Consider the following 21,173-nt stretch of genomic DNA (forward strand, 5'->3'; position numbering starts at 1 on the left):
CCTGAGTAGGGGAAGAACCAAGGAGACACCCATGACTGCCATCGGACTTGACCAGACCATTCTGACAAATGCCCGCATTGTGCTGGCCGATCAGGTGATGGAGGGGAGTGTCGAGATGGCGGGTGGGGTCATCACTGCTATCGGGTCGGGCAGTTCGCGCGGCGTTGACCTGGAAGGTGATTTCCTTATTCCAGGGCTGGTTGAGCTGCATACCGACCATCTTGAAACCCATTATGCACCGCGCCCGAAAGTGCGGTGGCATCCGGTGGCGGCGGTGCAGGCGCATGATGCACAGATCGCGGCGTCGGGCATTACTACAGTGTTCGATGCCATCCGGGTGGGTACAGATGAACACGCCGATATGGGCGCTGCGGAGCTGCAGGTTCTGGCTGATGCGGTGACGGCGGGTGTCCGGGCCGAGCGGCTGCGGGCAGACCATTTCATCCATCTGCGTTGCGAGGTCTCGGCGCCGGATTGCCTTGAGGCCTTCGAGGCGATCATGGATCATCCACTGGTCCGGCTTGCGTCCCTGATGGATCATGCGCCGGGGCAACGCCAGTTTGCCAATCCGGAGGCCTACAAGGCCTATTATCAGGGCAAGCTCAAGATGAGCGATGCGGAGCTGGCCGAGTTCATCGCGCGGCGCTCGCTGGAATCGATCACTTTTTCCGATCGTCATCGCAAGGCACTGGCAGAACTGAGCCACGCGCGCAGTATCGCGCTCGCCAGCCATGACGATGCGACCGAAGCGCATGTTGATGCAGCGCTGGAGTTGGGTATCCGCATTGCCGAGTTTCCGACCACGCTGGAAGCGGCTCGCGCGTCGCGCGATGCGGGGCTGGCCATTCTGATGGGCGGGCCCAATCTGGTGCGTGGTGGTTCGCATTCGGGCAACGTCTCGGCGCGGGCGCTTGCCGCAGCGGGTCTGCTCGATATTGTCTCATCCGACTACATTCCGTTCTCGATGCTGCAATCGGCGTTTTGTCTGGTCGACACGGTTGAGGGCATCAGCGTGCCCGAGGCGATCGGCCTGGTGACAAGACGTCCGGCCGAGGCCGCGGGTCTTGATGATCGCGGCGAGATTGCACTGGGCAAGCGGGCGGACCTGGTTCAGGTTCGGCTCGATGACGGGGTGCCGATCGTGCGGACGGTGTGGCGTCAGGGCAGGCGGGTGCTATGAACGGGGTCTTTGTTGCGGTTGTCGGCGCCAGCGGTGTTGGCAAGGACAGTCTGATCAATTTCGCGCGCGACCATCTGGCCGATCAGGTCGCCGTGGTGCGCCGGGTGGTCACCCGGGTGGCCGACGATGGCAGCGAGGATCACGACAGCATGACGCCGGAGGCCTTCGCCGCCGCCGAACAGCGGGGTGAGTTTGCCCTGAGCTGGGAAGCGCATGGCCTGCAATACGGGCTGCCGATCACGCTTGATGACGACCTGACCGCTGGTCGCGTGGTGATCGCCAACCTTTCACGCGCGGCCCTGCCACGGGTGCTGGCGCGCTACCCAGCGGCACTGGTGGTTGAGGTGACGGCGGCGCCGGAGATCATCGCCCGCCGGCTTGCGGGACGCGGTCGCGAGGACAGCGAGGAGATCCGCCGCCGCATGGAGCGCGGCGCCGGATTCAGACTGCCGCCCAGCACGGTGCAGATCGACAATTCGGGGGTGCTGGACGAGGCAGGAGAGCGCTTCGTGGCGCTGTTGCGCGATCTGCTCCGGCAGCCGGCTTGAGGACACGAAATGAAGAAGCTGAGCGAAGCGCCCTTCGTCCATGAGACGGCAAGGGTAAGCCAGTCGACCTTGGGTCGATACACGGAAATAGGCGCGCATTGCCATGTCGCCTATTCCACGATGGGTGACTATTCCTACTGTGTCGGGGGCACCCAGATCGCCTATTCCACGATCGGCAAGTTCTCCAATATCGCGGCGCATGTTCGCATCTATGCCTCCATGCATCCCATGGAGCGCGCTTCCCTGCATCACTTCACCTATCGCTCGGCCCAGTATTTCGAAGGGGAGAGCGACGATGCCGCGTTCTTTGACTGGCGGTCGGGCAATGACATCCATATCGGCCACGATACCTGGATCGGGCATGGTGCGGTGATCATGCCGGGCGTGAAAATCGGCAACGGCGCGATTGTCGGTGCCAATGCCGTGGTGACCAAGGATGTTGCGGACTTTGCCATCGCGGTCGGCGTGCCGGCGCGGACTATTCGTCAGCGCTTCAGTGATGAGGTCGCCAGCCGGCTTGACGCGCTCAATTGGTGGGACTGGGACCACGAACAGTTGCATCGGGCTCTGCCGGATTTTCGCAATCTGGGTATCGAGGCCTTCCTCGAAAAATATGAAGGCTGAATTAGCCTCTCAATCTGCCCAAGGCAAAAAGCGGTCGGCGCAGTCCGTCTTGTGCCGCTGGCGGAGCAGTATTGCAGGCATGTTTCCTCGAAATTTCCTTTGAGAAACAGCGGTGTAACGCGTTCATCGAACTGTCGTTCGACTGTCGTGCCGTTGTTACGGCGCCCCTCTAGGTCATTGAACGAAGACCAATGGGGGCGACGGCATGCTAAAGATTTCAAACGTGACGCGACGATTTGGCGACAAGGTCGCCGTCGATGGCGTGACGCTGGAAATCGCCAAGGGTCAGATGGTGGGCATCATCGGACGATCCGGGGCGGGCAAGTCGACCCTGTTGCGCATGATCAATCGGCTGACCGATGTCTCGGAAGGCACGATAGCCTGCCAGGGACAGGCTGTGTCAGAGCTGCGCGGTCCGGCCCTGCGTAACTGGCAGCGCGACTGCGCGATGATTTTCCAGCAGTTCAATCTGGTGCCCCGACTTGATGTCATCACCAATGTGATGCTGGGACGGCTGAACCAGCGCAACACGCTGATGTGCATGCTCAACCTGTTTCCCCGCCAGGACATCTTGCGGGCTATCGAAATTCTTGAGCGGCTCGGCATAGAAGAACACGGTCCCAAGCGCGCCGAAGCGCTCTCCGGCGGCCAGCAGCAGCGTGTCGGTATCGCCCGCGCCTTGATGCAGGATCCACGGATCATTCTCGCGGACGAGCCGATCGCTTCGCTCGATCCGATGAACGCGCAAGTGGTGATGGACACATTGCGCCGCATCCACGACGAGGACGGGCGCCTGGTCATCTGCAACCTGCACACGCTCGATACGGCACGACGCTATTGCGACCGGGTCATTGGCATGCGGGCGGGACAAATCGTCTTTGACGGCCGCGCCGAGGAGCTGACCACCGCTGTCGCCCGCGAGATTTACGGCGCCGACGCGGATTTTTCCGAGGAAGCCACCTCTACCAGCATCGAGACGCTGAGCCGCCCACGGGACGCTGCGACCCGCAGGCCAGAACTCGTCGACTGAGCACAGAAATCCCCGGCATCACGCCGGGGCGGACCACCACCCCACGGGAGACTGAAATGAACAAGTTTGCTGCAGCGCTGCTGCTGACCTCGACGCTGGTCGCGCCGACCATGGCCCAGGAGATCACCGAATTCCGCATCGGTATCCTTGGCGGCGAAAACGCCCAGGACCGCCTCACCTCCAATGAGTGCGTGCGCGCCTATGTCGAGGACCTCCTTGGTGTTGAAACCAAGATCTTCACCCCGGCCGATTATGACGGCGTGATCCAGGGCCTGCTGGGCGGCACCATCGACATGGCCTGGCTCGGTGCTTCCGCCTATGCCAAGACCTACCTGACCGACCCGGAAGCCGTGGACGTCGTGCTGGTCAAGACCAATCTCGACGGCTCGTTCGCCTATCATTCGATCGGTATCGCCCGCGCTGATAGCGGCATCACCTCGCTGGCCGATATGGAAGGCAAGGTTTTTGGCTTTGGCGATCCGAACTCGACCTCCGGCTACCTGATCCCTTCGGTTGAAATTCCGCAGGAAACTGGCGCCTCGATGGAAAATGGCGACTATTTCGGTGAAGTGCGCTTCACCGGTGGTCATGAGCAGACCATTGTTGCCGTCGCCAATGGCGATGTCGATGCTGGCGTGACCTGGGCCGACGGCCAGGGTGACTGGGCCGATGGCTACAATTCGGGCGCCCTGCGCAAGGCCGTGGACTCGGGCCTGGTCGACATGAACGACCTGGTCGAAATCTGGAAGTCCAAGCCGATCCCGGAAGGCCCGATCGTGCTGCGCCGCGCGCTGCCGGAAGACGTCAAGGCCCAGGTGGTCGAGTTCCTCTCGGGCCTGCATGCCCAGGACGAGCAGTGCGCCTACAACATGGCTGCCGGTGAGACCGCAGGCTTTGCTCCGATCACTCATGACGCCTACCAGACCATGATCGAGCTGCGCCAGAGCCAGGAAAACTAGGTCTGGCCGCGCCAGACCCGAGGGTCGGACGCCGAGTGCGCCCGACCCTTTTTGTATCACCGGGAGCCCCGTGACCATGTCGGATGTCGCCATCAGCGGTCCAACCGCCCCTCAGCCCCCCGACCTTCGCGCATCCTATTTGCGGGATCTGCAGCGCCGCAGGCTCTATTCAGGCCTTTTGCTGGCGCTGTTCGCATTGCTCTTCGTGTCCGGCTTCATGCTGGCGGACGATCGCAATGCAGGCGGCTTCTGGGACGGACTACCGAAGATATTCGATTTTCCCAGTGAGCTTGTGGCGGAGGCTGTCGAAAAGTCGGCCAATCTGCCCGCTCATTTTGTGCGCTATTTCCCATCGCTACTGGAAACCATCAACATTGCGGCTGCCTCCACCCTGGTGGGAGCAATTCTGGCCAGCGTGATCTCGATGCTGGCGACCCGCGGGCTGGCGCGCTGGCCTGCGTTGATCCCCGTGTTCCGCCGCGTCATGGACATTATGCGGGCAGTGCCCGAAGTCGTGATCGCCCTGGTGCTGATCTTCGTGCTGGGTGGCGGGCCGGTGGCGGCAATGATCGCGATCGCCTTTCATACCACTGGCGCACTGGGCAAGCTGTTCTCCGAGGTCAATGAAAATGCCGATCTGCGGCCGGTCGAGGGACTGGCCTCGGTGGGGTCGACCTGGACGCAGCGCATGTGGTTTGCGGTGCTGCCGCAGGTGGCGCCGAACTATCTCAGCTATGGCCTGATGCGGTTTGAAATCAATATCCGCGCTTCTGCCATTCTCGGCTTTGTCGGCTCGGGAGGCATTGGCTATGACCTGCGCAATGCCATGAGCTGGGGCAAGGGGCGCTATGACGAGGTGGCCGCTATCTTCATTCTGCTGCTCACCACGATCGTGATCGTGGATCAGCTTTCGAGCCATTACCGCAATCGGCTGGTACGAGGGGTATGACCATGGCGCTCTCGGCAACTGGATTGGACCTGCGCAGCGAGGCATCGGCGCTGTTCCGGCGCAAGCGCCTGATCAGTATCGGCCTGCCGGTGCTGGTGCTGGCCTATTTCGTCTATATCTTCTTCAGCTTCGATATTGCCGGCATCGCCGAACGGGCGCGACCGGACAATGCGCGCATCCTGCTTTCCGATACCTATAGTTTTAAAACGCACGTCACCCGCAATAACCGGTCCGGTGACTTCACCGTGGCCATTGAGGGCGAAACCAAGGGGACATATGCAACGGGTGTGGCGCCCGACTGGGTGTCTCTCAATGGTGATGATGCCGATGTGCGGCTCGATGACGGCTCCTTGGTGCGGTTCCGCGGTGACATGGTCATTGTCGATCTACCCGATTTCGGCACGATCGAGTTGATTTCCGCTGGCGGCGATATCGAGTTGAATTTGCCGACGGACGAGGTCCCCGAATGGATCAGCGCCTCGGCGACGCGCGTGTCACTGACGCTGCCGGCGGGCCGCGTGCAGGTGACACGCTCCAAATCCGAGGTGTTCCGCTATGAAGGCGGATGGGAGCTGTTCTTCTTCACGCTGGACAGTCCATTTCATGGCCGCAGTTTTGCTGAACTGGCCTCTCTGGCAATGTCTCCTGAGGAAGTTGTACCCGGCAAACCCAATGTGGTCGCCATGGTGGAGGGCTTCTGGACCAATACCATGTGGCGCCATGGCGATGTGTTCTGGGCGCTGTGCGAGACCGTGCTGATGGCGTTTCTGGGGACGTTCGGCGCGGGCATGATCGCCTTGCCGATCGCATTTCTGGCGGCATCGAACTTTACCCCAGCGCGCCCCCTGCGCTTTGCCATGCGCCGCATTTTCGATTTTCTGCGCGGCGTTGACGGGCTGATCTGGACGATCATCCTGTCGCGCGCCTTTGGACCAGGTCCGATGACGGGGGCCTTGGCAATTCTGCTCACCGATACGGGCAGTTTCGGCAAGCTGTTTTCCGAGGCGTTGGAAAATGTCGATGACAAGCAGATCGAAGGTGTTCGTTCGACCGGCGCCAATGCCTTGCAGCGGCATCGCTTTGGGGTGATGCCGCAGATCGTCCCGGTGCTGATCAGCCAGCTGCTGTATTACTTCGAATCCAATACGCGTTCGGCTACCGTGATCGGCGCGATTGTCGGCGGTGGCATCGGCCTGTTGCTGACCCAGGCGATCAGTACGCAGAAGGACTGGGAAGAGGTCACCTATTACATCGTGCTGATCGTGCTCATGGTCATGGCCATGGACACGCTGTCGGGCTGGCTGCGCCGCGCCTTGATCAAGGGTGGACAGTGAGGGCGGGAGAACCGTCGCAGAAGGGCGGTCGGGCTATTCCCAGTCATGCCCGAAGCGGGAAAGGCAGTCGGATAGGGCATCCTCCAGATCCTGGGGCGTGACCCCGTTTGCAGAGCGCGCCTGCTGCCAGTGCGCCTCTGCAAACCCAAGTCCGGCGGGCAGATCGGCGGTCGTGAGGATGGTGCCAGCCCGGTCGACGATGTTTCCGCTTTCGAGCAGGAAGGCCGCGAAGTTGAGGGTGTAGTTGATGCCCTTTTCGATGAGGTTGTGCCGCTCATCCTTGAGAGCATTGTCGCGATGATCCCGCAGCAGGATGTGGCATATGAGCGTGCGTTGATACTGATCGAAGTGACCGCGACCGCTTGAGTTCGGGTAGGGCCACGGTTGTTCGGCGGACGCAATCGGAGCCGACATCGCCAGCACAAGAAGCAGGGGAGCGGCCACGGGGTGGCGGCTGGCAGGGCGTGGACTTCGGGTGTTGGCGTGCGCCAGGGCCGGGTTCATGGCCAGGCCGGGGGCGGAAGGGTGTCAAGGCAGACCTCGGGCTGAAAGACGCCACGCGGCACCGGGTCCCGATCCGCATCGGGATCGTCCGTCAGGTCGCCCGCGCCATACCAGAGCGCCAGGCCAATTTCGGGCACCATGATATAGGCTGGTGCCGGTTCGCCGGACATGGGGGGCTCGAACCAGAAGGTGAAGTCTTCATCCAGCGCATAGAAACGCAAGGCACGCAGGACGTCGTGCGTGGCTTCGTCGTTGCTTGAAAGATCGATCAGTTCCTGAGGGCCGTCCGGTTTGGCGTCGGCACGTGTTGGGTCGGTCACGGGCAGCAGGGTCATGCCGCTATAGCCGTTCGAAACCGAGAAGGTGAACCAGTAGGTGCGTTGCGTGGTGGTCAGATAGAGGTAGAGGTTGGAGGCGATGGAAGCATAGTTCTGCGCGCGGGCAAAACCGAGCTCCAACCGGCCCTCTTCGGTGTCGAGACTGTAGAGGGCGCGTTCTGCGGGACATTCATCAGCCAAGAGGGCGACCGGAAAGAATGGCACAAGCACTATTGCGGTCGCGGTGGCCAGTCGGGTGAAAGCCTTGAGCACGGCGTGGCTCCAGCAGTTCAGATGATGAACGGGACGAGCAGGCTGAGGGCGAGCAAGGGCAGCGTCAGAAGCCCCAGCCGCCATCGCTGGGAGGCATACCGCGGTGCGGTAAAGCCATGCCGGAAGGCCTGCAATGTCGCCGAAGGTCCGGGCACAGTTTGGCCGCTGCGCGCAACGGCGTCGGCCCTGATGTCAAAGAGCCAGCGAAAGGCCCAAATAATCCAGATCAGAAACAGGATCGCCTGCGCACACAGAACCAGGAGAAGGTGGAGGGGCATGGCGGTTACTGGCACGTCAGTGTCTGTCCGAGAAAAGAGAATCCGCAGCCAATCGCGTATTGCTCCGCAATGGCGCTCGCCGCATCTTCGGGGACGCCATGGGCCTCGATTTCGATCAGAGCCACCAGGCTTTCGTCCGGCGCCAGGAGACTGAACCAGAGGAAGGGCCGGCCTGAGGGATAAGTACCGCCATAGACAAAGCCCAGATCGCTTTCGGATTGCAGGTCGAAGGTGACATTCCGGCCCGGCAGCAGGGCACGGCCCCTGTCGAACAAGAGCGTATTGCCGACATGGACCAGCACGCGATTGCTGCCATAGTCAAACACGTCGCCATAGTAGCTCGATCCGGCCAGAATCAGAGGCAGGTCTGATTGCGGCCGGGGCAATTGGCCGTCCACAACCGCTGCCTGATTGAAATTTTCGAAGCGTTGGAAGTCGAGATAATCCATGGCGTCGGCCAGGTCTTCCTCAATAGTGGCAAAGGGAGGCGTGAACATCGCGTTGAACCCGCCCTTCTTGAAGATACGGCGTGCCGCTTCGCCACCCGTGCCCAGGGTCGACCAGCCGTCAGGGCGGTGAAACAGCGTAACCATAGGACGGACGGCGCCGGCGACCCCGGGAGCTGTGTAGAGCGAGAGGTCGACATCGCCGTCAAGCCACGCCTGGTCGCTTGGCAAGGCGCAATAGGTGACGTCGAGGGGATTGTCGGGACCCATGCGGAAGCCGCTGAGGGCTTGGCCGGATTCGTTGCTGGCGAAGTCCGTGAGGAATTCGGTGCCCACAGCGTCCGGCGCGGCTTCAAAGTAGGTGTTCTTGTGGTGGGCCAACAGGCGCAGGCAAGCATTGCGAATGGCCGTCGGCTTGTCCCCAATCCAGTGGCCGAGGGCAGACGGTGGCAGGTGACTGCGGGTAAGGTAATAATCCTCGCCGGTCGTAACGTCATAGGATTCATCGGGGCCCATGCTGACGACATAACCGAGGATGTTCGGGTCGACATTCCAGTCGACCAGTTTTTGCACCATCAGGGAAATATCCTCCCGGCTGGCCCCCAGCACTGTGTCCATGCCGTGTGCCGCAACCAGGGTTTCCAGGTCTTCTGACGCGAAGTAGGGGGCGTGAAAGCCCAAGATACCCATCGGCTCGACAATCCGGTCGCCATAGACGCCAATGCCCTGCTGACTCGAGTAGCCGGAACCGCCCAGAAAGGCGAAGGCGCAAGCCGAATAGCACTCGGCCCAGGACTCAACCACGGTCGTGATGGCACGGTCGCGCATCATCTGGGCCAGTTTCAGGCCTTCAATGTAGTTGCCGCCAGGGCTGTGCATGGTCATCACGGCACAATTGCCGCCTTCAGTGGGCAGCGATTGGACATCGCATTCCACAATCTGGTCGATCATTTCGGCAAGGGCATCCGCATCGCCTTGCAGAACCGGCCCTTCATAATGGAAGTGCGGCACAAATCGCTCGGCGGAGTAGTGGTTGGAGATAAAGGATATCGTGGCAGCAGAAGCTGTCGGCAGCGCAAGGCCCCAGGCCAGGAGGCCTCCGAACACTGTTGCTGCCGTGCGCCCAAATGTCCCTATTGCCATCATTCCCTCCTCACGCCGGATGTGGCCTGAAGGTAGCTGGATGCACGCCCATGCCACATACCCCGTTCGGGGGAGCGCATGATTGTGGCGAGGGGGTTAGGCTGGAGAAGAATCTGGAGACATCAGTATGATGCGCGTCAATCTTCCCCATGGTTTGGTCCTGACCCTGGCTTTGCTTGCAAGCCCAGCAGCGATGCTCCCGCCCAACGCGGTGATTGCTGCCGAAACAGTGGGACTGGGCGACGGCGCAAGCATCGACATTCTTGAGTATCTCATCGAGACCAGTCCGAACGGACACAAGACGGTCGTTGTCATGGCCAAGCCAAATTTCGATCCCGAGCCTTTCGGGGCGGTGCCATCCGATAACTTCGCCCGACGTGTCGAGCCTCTGTGCGCCGGCCTGGTGGGCAATAGCCGGGACAGCCTTGAGGCAGAAGGTGTGGGGGCAGTTCGGGTGCGGTGGGACTTCGAGCCGAGTTATGACACTGGCTCACCGAGCGAAATCAAGATCTCCCGCTTTCACGAGTTTGTCTACGACATTGACGAGAACTGGAAATGCATTCCGCGCCCGCTTGGGGTTGGTCTGGACAATCTCTCGCCGGAACTCCCCAGTGGGTTGGATGTCAGCCTGCGCTATATCGAGCAGGGGCCGCGGGCCAGGCAGCTCGCCCTGACCTATCAATCTGCCTTGCCCCTGGAAGAGGTCAGCGACGAAGTTCTTGAGAACGCGGCCATCGAACTGTGTATCGTGCATGGGGACCTGATCCTGGCTGACCGGCGCCGATACTATGAGCAATTGGAAGCGGGGCTGGTGTCGATCGGCTTTGTGCAAACCGACGACCGCGGAATGGAATTGGAGCGGCGTGTTCTGTTTGGCGTGCTGGATGATAGCTGCAATACAGGGTTGAGCTCCACATTGGCCGATGCCATCCGCGAGACGGTGGCCGGAGGCAGCTAGGCGGGGCGCCGGCAACAAGAAATCTGATGCATTGGGTCGTTCCGACGCTGCCATGAATTACCGGCACGGCCTGGTCTTCAGGTCATGCCGCCCCGAACGCAAATTCTGCTCCGATGTTCATCGTGACGGAGCCTAGCCGGTTTCTCCGGTCACGAACTCTTGGATATCATGTGTCACAGAACCGTTGCGTCCGTCGAAATGATGTGCTTAGTTCATTTTTGCATACGAATGCAAAGTTAGTCATGCATACGTATGCAGAGGGTTGGAACGTCAAATTGAGCTTGGTACCGCCAGCGGTGCTGCCAAGAGGGTGGGTACGGAAGTGCCCAAAGTCAGGAGAACTAATATGAAGCCCATTCTTATGCTTGCCGTCTCGGCGGCTGCCTTGGCCCTTGGAACGGGCAGCGCCTTTGCCGATTGCGGCGTGGAGGCCGGGTCGGTACGCATTCTGAGCAATGATTTTGAAGCGTTGCGGATCATCAATGCGACTGCGCAGGAATGCGCGACTGATGCGGTGACCGTAACGGCCAATGCGACTGCCGAGCACAAGGAAATTCAGGTGCCGGCATTGACGATCAATCCTGCCGAATACTCGGTGGCTGTTGTTGCCAACAACTCCATCGTGCCGCTGCTCAACGAAGACCTGATCCGTCCGCTTGACGATCTGGTGGCAGAATATGGCCAGGACCTGCTGCCCAGCCAGCTCGTCAGGATCGATGGCAAGATCATGGCCATCGCCTTCATGGGCAATGGCCAGCACATGTTCTATCGCAAGGATATTCTCGAGCAAGCCGGCGTCCAGCCTCCGACCAGCTATGACGATGTGCTGGCTGCTGCTGCCGCTATCAAGGAAGCCGGTCTGATGGACTATCCGCTTGCAGCTTCCGTCAAGCCGGGTTGGGACCTGGCTGCCGAATTCGTTAATTCCTATCTCGGGACGGGTGCTGATTTCTTTGCGCCGGGCAGTGCCGAGTTGACCATCGACAATGAGAATGGCCTGGAAGTGTTGCGTGTCATGCGAGACATGACGGCGTTCATGGACCCGGACTATCTCACCTTCGACGCCACCGAGATCCAGAAGGAATACGAAGCGGGCAACGTTGCGATCATGAATGAATGGGGCTCGCTGGGCGGCGCCGTTCTCGATGATGAAGGTGCGGTCGAAGGCGTGGTTGAGAACACCGTCCTGACAGCGGCTCCGACCATCGGTGGTGGTTCCATTCCGGCGGCAGCTCTTTGGTGGGATGGCTTCACGATCGCCAAGAATATCTCCGATGAAGATGCCGAAGCGTCCTTCCGCGCCATGGTGCACGGCATCAGCCCGGAGATGATGGCGGCCAACAAGGATGCAGCAACCTGGCTGATCGCCGGCTATGAGCCTGGCCCTGCAGCGGTCGGCGTTATTGCCAACGCCAATGGCGGCGCCCGCGCCTATCCGATGCAGCCCTATATGGGCCTGCTGCACACAGCGCTCTCGACTGAACTGGCCGAGTTCGTGGCGGGTTCGGAAGATGCCGAACAGGCCCTGGCCGACGTCAAGGCTGCCTATGACACAGCCGCCCGCGAGGCCGGTTTCCTTCAGTAAGTCCTCCCTAGGACACGCTGCGCCTCCTCCCGCAAGCGGGGGGAGGTGAGCGGATCCATAGCCCGCGAGGCGATGATATCCGCATAGCCGGAATTTGGCTTTGCGCCGCGTGCGGGGCCGTTCCATTCTCGTTGCCGACAGACGAAGTGCACTGAGGAGGCAGGCAATGCCGAACAAGACATTCTTTGCTTTCATCCTGCCATCGCTGATTGCCATGGTGCTGTTCATCGCGCTGCCGATCGTGTCGGTTGTGGTGCAGTCTCTCTATGTGAGCCATGAGCAGATCATGGTGGAAGTCGAGAATTGCCAGCCCTTCGGTGGCTGTTCCACCGAACTGCGCGTGGACACAGCGGCGACTGCCGCATTGCGCGAAGAGCAGCCGCTGGGGCGGTTCAACGGCCTGGGCACTTATGTCAATCGCGCCCATCTGGCCACGACCGAACTGGGCGTCATTCTGTCCAGTGAGCGCAGCATTGGCGAGAAATGGGCGCAAATCCTCAATCTGCCATTCTACAAAGCGCTGATCTTCACGCTGGTTTATTGTTTTGTGGTTACGCCGCTGGCCATGGCACTGGGTTTCACCATCGCGCTGGCGGTCAATGCCTTGCCCAAGGTGACCAAAGGCCCGATCATCTTTTTCTCGCTGTTGCCCATGATCATCACACCACTGATTGGCTCGCTGATCCTGTATTGGATGCTGAGTCCCAATGGTATTCTGGGCGCCACCATCCAGCATATCTTCAATGATCCGACCTTGTCGTTGCGCGCATCTCCTGCGCTGACCTGGGGGGCTTTGTTGACCTATGGCGTCTGGACCAATGCGCCGTTCTCTTTCGTGGTGTTCTATGCAGGTCTGCAGACGGTTCCCGGTGATACGTTGGAATCGGCGATGATCGACGGCGCCTCACGCTGGGAACGTATTCGCTATGTCATCATCCCGCACCTGGCCCCGCTCGCGACCTTCGTGGCGCTGGTGCAGCTAATGGACAATTTCCGTGTCTTCGAACCCATTGTCGGCTTTTCAGCAGAGGCCAATGCGACCTCGTTGAGCTGGCTGATCTACAACGATCTGACCGGGGATTCGCAGCAGTTCGGTTCGGCCGGCGCGACATCGGTGCTGACCATCCTGGGTGTTGTCATCCTCCTCTCGCCGGTGCTGGTGCGCACCTGGCGCGAATTCAAGCACAAGGCGGTGTGATCATGTCCGAAGCAATGGCCCATAAGCGCCCAGCTCTGCTCAACACCTTCATCTATGACTTCATCGTCCTCTGGGTGATCCTGGCTGCCGTGCCGTTTTTGTGGACGGTCTGGGGCTCGTTCAAGGTGGAGGCCGATTTCTTCTCCCGCGAGAGCTGGTGGAATGCGATTTTCGGTACGGCCACGATGCGTGAGACCGGTGCGGCGTTCACGGGGGACGGCTATTATGGCGCCTGGATTACGCGTGATTTCTGGAAAGCCGCGTTCAATACGATCATTGTCACCATCTGCGTGACAACGATCTCTTTGACCCTTGGCACGCTGGGCGGTTATGCGCTGGCCCGCTCGGGCAAGAATTATGCATTCTGGATCCTGATCGCGGCACTGGTCTTCCGGGCCATGCCGCATATCACATTGGTTTCGGGCTATCTGCTGCCGTTTTTCCAGCTCAATATCTGGGGCGTGTTGCCCACTTCGATCATCGTATTGGTGGCGATCAACCAGCCCTTCACATTGTGGATGTTGCACTCCTTCTTCCTCTCGATCCCCAAGGATCTGGATGAGAGCGCAATGGTGGATGGCTGCACTCGTTTCCAGGCGTTCCGGCTGGTCATCATGCCGGTGATGTGGCCGGGCGTGGTCACGACCGGGCTGTTCAGCTTTCTGCTCGGCTATAACGACTTTGCGGTCACGGCCATGCTGCTGAGCGCGGAAAACCAGACCATGGTGCCCAAGATCTCAAGCTTCCTGGGCTCGATCCAGGAAACCGGCAATGTGATGTTCGCCGTTGCTGCCGTGGTATCGGCCACGGTGCCGCTGTTTATTCTCGTCCTCTTCTTCCAACGCCAGATTGTCAGCGGCCTGACCGCTGGCGCTGTGAAAGGCTGATCCAATATGGCCCAGATCCGTCTCAAGAATGTCTCCAAGCGCTGGAACAAGTTTGTCGGCGTTGACAATTTCAACCTCGATATTGCCGACCAGGAATTCCTGGTTCTGCTGGGGCCTTCGGGTTGCGGCAAGACCACGACGATGCGGATGATCGCGGGGCTCGAGGAGATCACCGAGGGTGAAATCTGGATCGGCGAGCGCATGGTCAACAAGCTCGAACCCAAGGATCGCGATATCTCGATGGTGTTCCAGAGCTATGGGCTCTATCCGAACATGACGGTCTACGAGAACATCCGCTTCCCGCTGAAGGTGCGTCGGATCCCCCAGGACCAGCATCATGAACGGGTGATGAAGGCGGCCGCGATGGTCGAACTCGAACCATTCCTGGAACGGCGCCCGGCGGCACTGTCCGGCGGGCAGCGGCAGCGCGTGGCCCTGGCGCGTGCCATTGTGCGTGAGCCGAATGCCTTCCTGATGGATGAGCCGCTCTCCAATCTCGATGCCAAGTTGCGCGTGTCCACCCGAGCGCAGATCAAGAACTTGCACCACGCACTCAAGACGACGACGATCTACGTGACGCACGACCAGATCGAGGCCATGACGCTGGCGGATCGCGTGGTGGTGATGAACAAGGGCCTGGTGCAACAGGTCGGCACGCCGATGGAAATCTATGACCGGCCGGCCAATACCTTTGTTGCGAGCTTCATCGGCTCGCCGGCGATGAATCTGGTCAGTGGTTCGATCGAGAATGGCGTTTTCACCAGCGACGGCATCCGTATCGAAGGGTTGCCGCATCGCGCCAGCGGGGCGGTGACGCTGGGGTTCCGGGCCGAGGATGCCAATCTCGCCGAGGCCAATGGTCAGATCGAGGCGCCGATCTACACGGTGGAACTGCTCGGGGAGGCGACCATGCTCTCGATGCGGGTGGCCGGAGAGCTGGTTTCGATCAAGGTCGGCAAGGACTATCGTGCCGAGATCGGCGATTTGGCGCGGATCGCCATTCCAGCTTCAGCCTGCCATATCTTCGACCAGTCAACCGGCGCACGGATCGAGGCCTGAACCATGACGCGGGACAGCGCTCCCAAGAGCCGGACCGAGGCTGCGTTGGAGCGTCACGGGCTAAAAGTGTCGGCCAAGGAAGCGGATGGCCTGACGCGCCTCGCAACCTGGATGCATGAGGGGCTCTCAGCGCCCGCGCCGGAGTGGCCCGCGTCAGAGCGCAACGATGGGCTGGATCTGCCGATCACTGAACTGGCCGCGCGGTTGCGTGACGGGCGGCTGACCTCTGTGGCGCTGACCCGGGCGACGCTCGACAGGATCGCGGCCCGCGACCAGGCTTATCTGAGCTTTTATGCTGTGTTGGAGGAGACTGCGCTGGCCGAAGCCGCCCGTGCCGACCAGGATCTGGCTTCAGGACTGGATCGGGGGCCGATGCATGGGATTCCCGTGGGCATCAAGGATCTCATCGATGTAGCGGGGGTGCCTACGACTGCCAACGCTCCGGGTCGCGCAAAGGCCGTCGCGGCGCAGGATGCCGAGGTGGTCCGCCGGCTGCGCGCTGGTGGCGCCATCATCATCGGCAAGCTGGCAACCTATGAATGGGCGACGGTTGGCCCAGACAAGTCGGGGCTGTTTCCGCCTGCGAAGAACCCGTGGCGACTCGATCATATTACCGGCGGGTCCTCGTCGGGCTGTGCGGCGGCGGTGGCCGGGGGGCTGGTGCGCACCTCGATTGGTACAGATACGGGTGGGTCAGTGCGCGGGCCATCGTTTTATTGCGGGACGGTGGGGCTGAAGCCGACCTTCGGCCTGGTCCCGACCTCGGGGGTACTCGATCTGGCCCCGAGCCTGGACCATGTCGGGCCAATCAGTGCCACGGTGGCCGACGCTGCGATAACGCTGGATGTGATGAGCGGGCGCGATGGCGAACGCCGTGCAGCGAGCCGGCTGGACGAACCGGTGTCCGGCCTGCGTATTGGCTATGCGCGCAACTGGTTTGTGCAGGACAGCCAGACCATGCCCGCGGTGACGGCGGCGCTGGATGCGGCTGTCTCGGTGCTGTCTGCACAAGGGGCTGTGGTCCGCGAGGTCGAGATGCCGGAGGCTGCCACGATCGAAGTTGCCGTGGCGGCGATCCTGCATGCAGAAAGTTTCAAATTGCATGCAGAGGCGCTGCGCGATCAGCCTGAAAGTTATGGCCGTCGTGCATTCCTCAGCCTCGCGGCAGGGCTGTCGCTGTCTGATGCCGAGGTGGAAAAGGCGCGCGCCATCGGGGCTTCGTTCCGGCGCGTCATCGATGAATTGCTGGATCAGTGTGATGTGCTGATGACCGCTGGGGCCCTGACCACGGCGCTGCCTGCCGCGCCCTTCGAAAAGGAGGCGGTGTGGACGCCGATGCGCACGATTGGCTTCAACGTGTCGGGCCATCCGGTGCTGGCCGTGCCGGTCGGCTTTCATGATGGCCTTCCGATTGGCATGCAGATCATCGGGCGCCACCATGCGGAAGCGCGAATCGTGCAATTCGGCCATGCTTTCGAGCAAGCCACCGATATCAGCGTGCAGCGACCGCCGCCTCCGTGAATAGGGCGAAGGTCGTGCTTTCGCACGCCACCAACTTGCTGTATTGCATACGTATGCAAATTGCGAAACTGCTTAGAGAGGGGAGCACCCATGCCAGTCTGGCTGAAACGCGGTAAAGATGTCGAGGAACGGGCCGAGGCGGATCGGCAGGTCCGGGCGACGGTCGAATCCATACTCGGCGATATCGAAAAGCGCGGCAATGAAGCTGTCCGCGAACTCTCGCTCAAGTTTGACAAGTGGGATCGGGCCGATTTCCGGCTGAGCCAGAAAGAGATCGACGACTGCAAGGCGCAGCTCACCGATCAGGATCTGGTCGATATCGAGTTTGCCCAGACCCAGGTCCGGAACTTTGCCCAAAAGCAGAAAGATACCATGCTCGATCTGGCGGTCGAGACGCTGCCGGGCGTAACGCTTGGCCACAAGCATGTGCCGATCAATGCGGTGGGCTGTTATGTGCCGGGCGGTAAATATCCGCTGCTGGCTTCCGCGCATATGTCTGTGCTGACGGCCAAGGTTGCCGGCTGTCCGCGCGTCATCACCTGCGCGCCGCCATTCAATGGCAAAGCCGCGCCGGCTATCGTTGCTGCTCAGGCCATGGCGGGTGCCGATGAGATCTATGTGCTGGGCGGCATCCAGGCGATCGGCGCCATGGCCATCGGCACCGAAAGCATCGATCCGGTCGATATGCTGGTCGGACCCGGCAATGCCTTTGTGGCCGAGGCGAAACGTCAGCTCTATGGTCGGGTTGGCATTGACCTGTTTGCCGGTCCGACCGAAACGCTGGTCATCGCCGACGAAACCGTTGACGGCGAAATCTGCGCCACGGATCTGTTGGGTCAGGCCGAGCACGGCCCAACCAGCCCGGCGATCCTGCTGACCAATTCGGAGAAGCTGGCCCGTGACACCATGGCGGAAATCGAGCGCTTGCTGGAGATCCTGCCCACGGCAGACATGGCGCGCAAATCCTGGGCCGATTATGGCGAGGTAATCGTGTGCGAAAGCTATGAGGAGATGCTGGCGGAAGCCGATCGGATCGCCTCGGAGCATGTGCAGGTGATGACCGACCGGGACATGTGGTTCCGGGACAACATGACCAATTACGGCGCGCTGTTCCTGGGCCCGCGCACCAATGTGGCCTATGGCGACAAGGTCATCGGCACCAATCACACGCTGCCCACCATGAAGGCTGCCCGCTATACCGGTGGCCTCTGGGTCGGCAAATTCCTCAAGACTTGTACCTGGCAGACCGTCACCACCGATGCGGCTTCGGCGATGATCGGCGAATACGGGTCGCGCCTTTCCATGCTCGAAGGTTTCGTCGGCCATGCCGAGCAGGCCAATATTCGGGTGCGTCGCTATGGCGGACGCAATGTCCCCTATGGTACCGCTGCACACCCGACCAGCAAGACCGGCCACTAGCATGCACCTGCCAAAGACCCCCAGCTTTCGTCTCGATGGGAAACGTGCCCTGGTCACCGGTGGTACACGGGGCATCGGACTGGGGGCCTCGGTAGCGCTGGCAGAAGCTGGAGCGCATGTCACCGTGGCGGCGCGTACCGCTGCCGATATCTCGCAAGTCGTCAACCAGATGGCGGCTGCGGGGCATTCGGTTGAAGGTGTCGTGCTCGACATCACCGATTTCGACGCCGTTCGGACTTTTGTCGCTGACAGCGCGCCATTCGACGTGCTGGTCAATTCGGCCGGTACAGCGCGCCACAGCGATCTGGCCGGTGTAACGCCAGCAGACTATCAGGCTGTCATGCAGGTAAACCTGGGCGCGACGCTGTTCGTGACCCAGGCCGTGGCCGGCAAATTGCAGGCCGCGGGGCAGGGGGGCTCGATTATCAATGTGTCCTCGCAGATGGGACATGTCGGTGGACCCAATCGAGCGGTCTATGCAGCAAGCAAACATGCTGTTGAAGGTCTGACAAAAGCCTTGGCCATTGAGCTCGGGGCCAGCAATATTCGGATCAATACGGTCTGCCCGACCTTCATAGAAACCGAGTTGACGGCGAAGAACCTGAGCGATCCCGACTTCCGCTCGTGGGTTTTGTCAAAAATCAAGCTGGGGCGGCTCGGGCGGGTGGAGGATATCATGGGGCCAATTGTATTTCTGGCCTCGGACGCGGCGTCGCTGATCACCGGCACGGCGCTTCTGGTGGATGGCGGATGGACAGCGGAGTAAAAAAGTCGGGGGTGACCTCCTCGCAGGTTGCACGGCGCGCAGGCGTCTCGCAGTCTGCCGTCTCCCGCACTTTTACGCCTGGCGCTTCCATCTCCCCCAAGACCCGGGAAAAGGTCATGGCCGCGGCGCAGGAACTGGGCTACCGGCCCAATGCCATCGCCCGCTCGCTGATTACCAATCGCTCGCGCATCATCGCGGTTGTGATGGCCTACCTCGAAAACTTGTTCTATCCCGATGTGCTCGAAGAACTGGGACGCTTGCTGGTCAAGGAGAATTACCGTCTGCTGTTGTTCACCGGCCATATGGACCGAGACAGCGACCCGGTGTTTGACCAGCTCATGCAATATCGCGTCGACGGGATCATTCTCGCCTCGACGACGCTTTCTTCCCATCTGTCTGAAGAATGTGCCACGGCCGGCATTCCCGTGGTGCTGTTTAACCGTACGACCGAACGCGATGCAGTTTCGAGTGTGACAACGCGCAATCGCGAGGGCGGACGACGTATCGCGGAATTCCTGATCGCCGGCGGGCATAGACGCTTCGGCTATATTTCGGGCGTTGAGAGCTCTTCAACCAATCGGGACCGTTTTGCCGGATACCAGGAGGCGCTGGCCGAGGCCGGGCACGACGAGATTGCTATCGGTGTGGGGAACTATGATCGCGCCGAGGCCGAGGCCGCTGCCAGAGAAATGCTCTCGCAGCCAAACCGTCCCGATGCCTTGTTTGTTGCCAATGATCACATGGCCGTCGCGGTGATGGACGTCGCACGATATGAACTGGGCTTGTCCATTCCGGAGGACCTCTCCATTGTCGGCTATGACGATGTGGGCCCGGCGCGCTGGACGTCTTACGGTATCACCACGATGAGCCAACCGCTCAAGCGGATGGTGGAAGCCACAGTCAACATTCTGATGGGCCAGATTTCCAGCGGGGAGATCGAAGCTGAGCACCGCATCTTGAGCGGCGAATTAATGGTGCGGACATCTGCGCGCCTGCCCAAGACTGGCGTAGTCGAAATCGACGGCCGCCGAATTTACAAACCTGGCAAAAGCTGAGGAATTGTCCATGCGGACATGGCTTTGCCACATCTGAAACGCATATTGCATACGAATGCAAAAATGCTATCCTGCCGACCGAAAGGGGATCACACCATGACCCAGAAGACCTGGACCCAAGCCGATATGGAAAAGCGCCTGGTGCGCTATGCTGACCTCAAGGGGCTGCGCAATGCCTTTATCGATGCCCGCACGCCGGGATCGGATCGGAAGGAAAACTTCACGATCATCGGGCCGGGCGTTTCGGAAAACCCGGCGCAGGTGGTGCATATTCCCGAGGCGCATGGCTTCAATGTGGGCGCGGCGCGCCAACCCTTCGGCTGTACCAATTCCCAGCACAGCCACCTGACGGCAGAGACTTTTGTGGTCCATACCGGAAAATGGCGTTTCGTCTTTGGTCCGGACAAGGACGAGGGCTATATCGATGTCGAGCCGGGCGATGTGGCCACCGTGCCAACCCATATGTTCCGCGGCTTCGAGAAGCTCGATGAAGGCACCGGGTTCCTGTTCGTCGTGCTCGGCCATGACGATCCGGGCAAGGTGGTCTGGGCGCCGAGCGTGTTCAAGATGGCCGAGGACTACGGATTGAAGCTGCTCAAGGGCGGCAAGCTGGTCGACACCACTTTGGGCGAGACCGTGCCGGAGGGCGCCGAACTGGAGCAGCCGCCGAGCGCCGAGGTACTCAAGGCGCTCGCCACGCCGCCGTTGGAAGAACTTGCCAAATACGCCATCAAGGCGAACGACATCAAAGGCGATCCGAACTCGCCGCTGGCTGGCGAAGGCGTCGAGGAAGCCGGCGTTATCGGTGATGTTGATGGGCAGGACGGCATCAAGGCCGGGCCGATCATCGGGCACTGGAAACATGACTTCACCCTGCGTCGCCTGAAGCTGGAAACGGGCGCCGTTATCCCTGCCCATGCCCGTGCGGAGCAGGAAGTGATCTTTGTGCAGTCCGGTACACTGGAGTTCACCTGGGACGGGGGTTCGCTGGTCATGGGTGCGGGCGACACGCTGACTGTTCCTGTCGGATTGATGCATGGTTTCCGCAACCCGGCGTCGGCCGAAGCGGTTGCCTTTGTCATCCGCGGTGCAGCGGCTCCGGCGGCGCCGGTGTTTGCGGCCGCGCAGGCAGCGGAGTAG

21 protein-coding genes are annotated in these 21,173 nt (G+C 60.9%); 17 read left to right on the forward strand and 4 right to left on the reverse strand.

What is annotated here, in order from left to right; genetic code table 11:
* Positions 1 to 31 precede the first annotated feature (31 nt).
* The 7 genes from DDE76_RS02250 to phnE (DDE76_RS02280) all read left to right on the forward strand — a co-directional run bounded on the left by DDE76_RS02250 (position 32) and on the right by phnE (DDE76_RS02280) (position 6,624).
* Positions 32 to 1,180: an alpha-D-ribose 1-methylphosphonate 5-triphosphate diphosphatase gene (locus tag DDE76_RS02250; RefSeq protein WP_104893422.1), complete on the forward strand. Its 1,149-nt coding sequence runs from the start codon at positions 32 to 34 to the stop codon at positions 1,178 to 1,180.
* Positions 1,177 to 1,728: a phosphonate metabolism protein/1,5-bisphosphokinase (PRPP-forming) PhnN gene (phnN, locus tag DDE76_RS02255; RefSeq protein WP_104893423.1), complete on the forward strand. Its 552-nt coding sequence runs from the start codon at positions 1,177 to 1,179 to the stop codon at positions 1,726 to 1,728. Before DDE76_RS02250 ends, phnN begins: the two co-directional genes overlap by 4 nt.
* A 9-nt stretch (positions 1,729 to 1,737) precedes the next feature.
* Positions 1,738 to 2,352, forward strand: a complete 615-nt coding sequence (locus DDE76_RS02260) for a DapH/DapD/GlmU-related protein (protein WP_104893424.1) — start codon at positions 1,738 to 1,740, stop codon at positions 2,350 to 2,352.
* Between the two features lie 205 nt (positions 2,353 to 2,557).
* Positions 2,558 to 3,382 carry a phosphonate ABC transporter ATP-binding protein gene (phnC, locus tag DDE76_RS02265; RefSeq protein ID WP_104893425.1) on the forward strand — a complete coding sequence of 275 codons (825 nt, stop codon included), beginning with the start codon at positions 2,558 to 2,560 and terminating at the stop codon, positions 3,380 to 3,382.
* 56 nt (positions 3,383 to 3,438) lie between these two features.
* Positions 3,439 to 4,341, forward strand: a complete 903-nt coding sequence (gene phnD, locus DDE76_RS02270) for a phosphonate ABC transporter substrate-binding protein (RefSeq protein WP_104893426.1) — start codon at positions 3,439 to 3,441, stop codon at positions 4,339 to 4,341.
* Positions 4,342 to 4,417: 76 nt separating this feature from the next.
* Complete coding sequence (phnE, locus tag DDE76_RS02275) at positions 4,418 to 5,290, forward strand: phosphonate ABC transporter, permease protein PhnE (protein WP_104893427.1); 873 nt, start codon at positions 4,418 to 4,420, stop codon at positions 5,288 to 5,290.
* A gap of 2 nt (positions 5,291 to 5,292) precedes the next feature.
* A complete protein-coding gene (gene phnE / locus DDE76_RS02280; RefSeq protein WP_104894925.1) occupies positions 5,293 to 6,624 on the forward strand; it encodes a phosphonate ABC transporter, permease protein PhnE in 1,332 nt (443 codons plus the stop codon).
* Positions 6,625 to 6,657: 33 nt separating this feature from the next.
* On the opposite strand, the gene DDE76_RS02285 is transcribed toward phnE (DDE76_RS02280), so the two are convergent.
* Genes DDE76_RS02285 through DDE76_RS02300 form a run of 4 tightly spaced genes read right to left on the reverse strand, consistent with a single transcriptional unit; the run spans position 6,658 to position 9,585 of the window.
* Positions 6,658 to 7,128, reverse strand: coding sequence for a hypothetical protein (locus tag DDE76_RS02285; RefSeq protein ID WP_104893428.1), 471 nt, complete (start codon positions 7,126 to 7,128; stop codon positions 6,658 to 6,660).
* Positions 7,125 to 7,718, reverse strand: a complete 594-nt coding sequence (locus DDE76_RS02290) for a hypothetical protein (protein ID WP_104893429.1) — start codon at positions 7,716 to 7,718, stop codon at positions 7,125 to 7,127. The genes DDE76_RS02285 and DDE76_RS02290 overlap by 4 nt, the downstream gene beginning before the upstream one ends.
* 17 nt (positions 7,719 to 7,735) lie before the next feature.
* A complete protein-coding gene (locus DDE76_RS02295; protein ID WP_104893430.1) occupies positions 7,736 to 7,996 on the reverse strand; it encodes a hypothetical protein in 261 nt (86 codons plus the stop codon).
* 5 nt (positions 7,997 to 8,001) lie between these two features.
* Positions 8,002 to 9,585 (reverse strand): hypothetical protein, encoded by a 1,584-nt coding sequence (locus DDE76_RS02300; RefSeq protein WP_157955629.1) that lies wholly within the window; start codon positions 9,583 to 9,585, stop codon positions 8,002 to 8,004.
* Between the two features lie 127 nt (positions 9,586 to 9,712).
* Here DDE76_RS02300 and DDE76_RS02305 point away from each other — a divergent pair, with 127 nt between their 5' ends.
* The 10 genes from DDE76_RS02305 (at position 9,713) to DDE76_RS02350 (ending at position 21,173) form a co-directional block, all read left to right on the forward strand.
* Positions 9,713 to 10,543, forward strand: a complete 831-nt coding sequence (locus tag DDE76_RS02305) for a hypothetical protein (RefSeq protein WP_104893432.1) — start codon at positions 9,713 to 9,715, stop codon at positions 10,541 to 10,543.
* Between the two features lie 346 nt (positions 10,544 to 10,889).
* On the forward strand, positions 10,890 to 12,128 hold the full coding sequence (locus DDE76_RS02310) for an ABC transporter substrate-binding protein (RefSeq protein ID WP_104893433.1): 1,239 nt from the start codon (positions 10,890 to 10,892) through the stop codon (positions 12,126 to 12,128).
* A gap of 166 nt (positions 12,129 to 12,294) precedes the next feature.
* Positions 12,295 to 13,326: a carbohydrate ABC transporter permease gene (locus DDE76_RS02315; RefSeq protein ID WP_104893434.1), complete on the forward strand. Its 1,032-nt coding sequence runs from the start codon at positions 12,295 to 12,297 to the stop codon at positions 13,324 to 13,326.
* Positions 13,327 to 13,328: 2 nt separating this feature from the next.
* Entirely contained in the window at positions 13,329 to 14,213 is an 885-nt protein-coding gene (locus DDE76_RS02320) for a carbohydrate ABC transporter permease (RefSeq protein ID WP_198650818.1), read from the forward strand.
* Positions 14,214 to 14,219: 6 nt separating this feature from the next.
* Positions 14,220 to 15,272 carry an ABC transporter ATP-binding protein gene (locus DDE76_RS02325; RefSeq protein ID WP_104893435.1) on the forward strand — a complete coding sequence of 351 codons (1,053 nt, stop codon included), beginning with the start codon at positions 14,220 to 14,222 and terminating at the stop codon, positions 15,270 to 15,272.
* Between the two features lie 3 nt (positions 15,273 to 15,275).
* Positions 15,276 to 16,793: an amidase gene (locus DDE76_RS02330; RefSeq protein WP_245891773.1), complete on the forward strand. Its 1,518-nt coding sequence runs from the start codon at positions 15,276 to 15,278 to the stop codon at positions 16,791 to 16,793.
* Positions 16,794 to 16,883: 90 nt separating this feature from the next.
* Positions 16,884 to 18,212 (forward strand): histidinol dehydrogenase, encoded by a 1,329-nt coding sequence (gene hisD, locus DDE76_RS02335; protein ID WP_104893436.1) that lies wholly within the window; start codon positions 16,884 to 16,886, stop codon positions 18,210 to 18,212.
* A 1-nt stretch (position 18,213) separates the two neighbouring features.
* A complete protein-coding gene (locus DDE76_RS02340) occupies positions 18,214 to 18,978 on the forward strand; it encodes an SDR family NAD(P)-dependent oxidoreductase (protein ID WP_104893437.1) in 765 nt (254 codons plus the stop codon).
* Positions 18,963 to 20,033 carry a LacI family DNA-binding transcriptional regulator gene (locus tag DDE76_RS02345; protein WP_104893438.1) on the forward strand — a complete coding sequence of 357 codons (1,071 nt, stop codon included), beginning with the start codon at positions 18,963 to 18,965 and terminating at the stop codon, positions 20,031 to 20,033. The genes DDE76_RS02340 and DDE76_RS02345 overlap by 16 nt, the downstream gene beginning before the upstream one ends.
* Positions 20,034 to 20,129: 96 nt before the next feature.
* A complete protein-coding gene (locus DDE76_RS02350; protein ID WP_104893439.1) occupies positions 20,130 to 21,173 on the forward strand; it encodes a cupin domain-containing protein in 1,044 nt (347 codons plus the stop codon).

This window comes from Devosia indica (assembly GCF_003056405.1).
In the GTDB taxonomy this organism is placed as follows: domain Bacteria; phylum Pseudomonadota; class Alphaproteobacteria; order Rhizobiales; family Devosiaceae; genus Devosia; species Devosia indica.

Coding starts and splice junctions, on each gene's coding strand:
- DDE76_RS02320 (WP_198650818.1), top strand. CDS start 13,329: ATGTCCGAAGCAATGGCCCATAAGCGCCCAGCTCTGCTCAACACCTTC.
- DDE76_RS02350 (WP_104893439.1), top strand. CDS start 20,130: ATGACCCAGAAGACCTGGACCCAAGCCGATATGGAAAAGCGCCTGGTG.
- phnE (WP_104894925.1), top strand. CDS start 5,293: ATGGCGCTCTCGGCAACTGGATTGGACCTGCGCAGCGAGGCATCGGCG.
- DDE76_RS02250 (WP_104893422.1), top strand. CDS start 32: ATGACTGCCATCGGACTTGACCAGACCATTCTGACAAATGCCCGCATT.
- phnE (WP_104893427.1), top strand. CDS start 4,418: ATGTCGGATGTCGCCATCAGCGGTCCAACCGCCCCTCAGCCCCCCGAC.
- DDE76_RS02340 (WP_104893437.1), top strand. CDS start 18,214: ATGCACCTGCCAAAGACCCCCAGCTTTCGTCTCGATGGGAAACGTGCC.
- DDE76_RS02310 (WP_104893433.1), top strand. CDS start 10,890: ATGAAGCCCATTCTTATGCTTGCCGTCTCGGCGGCTGCCTTGGCCCTT.
- phnN (WP_104893423.1), top strand. CDS start 1,177: ATGAACGGGGTCTTTGTTGCGGTTGTCGGCGCCAGCGGTGTTGGCAAG.
- hisD (WP_104893436.1), top strand. CDS start 16,884: ATGCCAGTCTGGCTGAAACGCGGTAAAGATGTCGAGGAACGGGCCGAG.
- DDE76_RS02305 (WP_104893432.1), top strand. CDS start 9,713: ATGATGCGCGTCAATCTTCCCCATGGTTTGGTCCTGACCCTGGCTTTG.
- DDE76_RS02345 (WP_104893438.1), top strand. CDS start 18,963: ATGGACAGCGGAGTAAAAAAGTCGGGGGTGACCTCCTCGCAGGTTGCA.
- DDE76_RS02325 (WP_104893435.1), top strand. CDS start 14,220: ATGGCCCAGATCCGTCTCAAGAATGTCTCCAAGCGCTGGAACAAGTTT.
- phnD (WP_104893426.1), top strand. CDS start 3,439: ATGAACAAGTTTGCTGCAGCGCTGCTGCTGACCTCGACGCTGGTCGCG.
- phnC (WP_104893425.1), top strand. CDS start 2,558: ATGCTAAAGATTTCAAACGTGACGCGACGATTTGGCGACAAGGTCGCC.
- DDE76_RS02330 (WP_245891773.1), top strand. CDS start 15,276: ATGACGCGGGACAGCGCTCCCAAGAGCCGGACCGAGGCTGCGTTGGAG.
- DDE76_RS02300 (WP_157955629.1), bottom strand. CDS start 9,585: ATGGCAATAGGGACATTTGGGCGCACGGCAGCAACAGTGTTCGGAGGC.
- DDE76_RS02260 (WP_104893424.1), top strand. CDS start 1,738: ATGAAGAAGCTGAGCGAAGCGCCCTTCGTCCATGAGACGGCAAGGGTA.
- DDE76_RS02285 (WP_104893428.1), bottom strand. CDS start 7,128: ATGAACCCGGCCCTGGCGCACGCCAACACCCGAAGTCCACGCCCTGCC.
- DDE76_RS02315 (WP_104893434.1), top strand. CDS start 12,295: ATGCCGAACAAGACATTCTTTGCTTTCATCCTGCCATCGCTGATTGCC.
- DDE76_RS02295 (WP_104893430.1), bottom strand. CDS start 7,996: ATGCCCCTCCACCTTCTCCTGGTTCTGTGTGCGCAGGCGATCCTGTTT.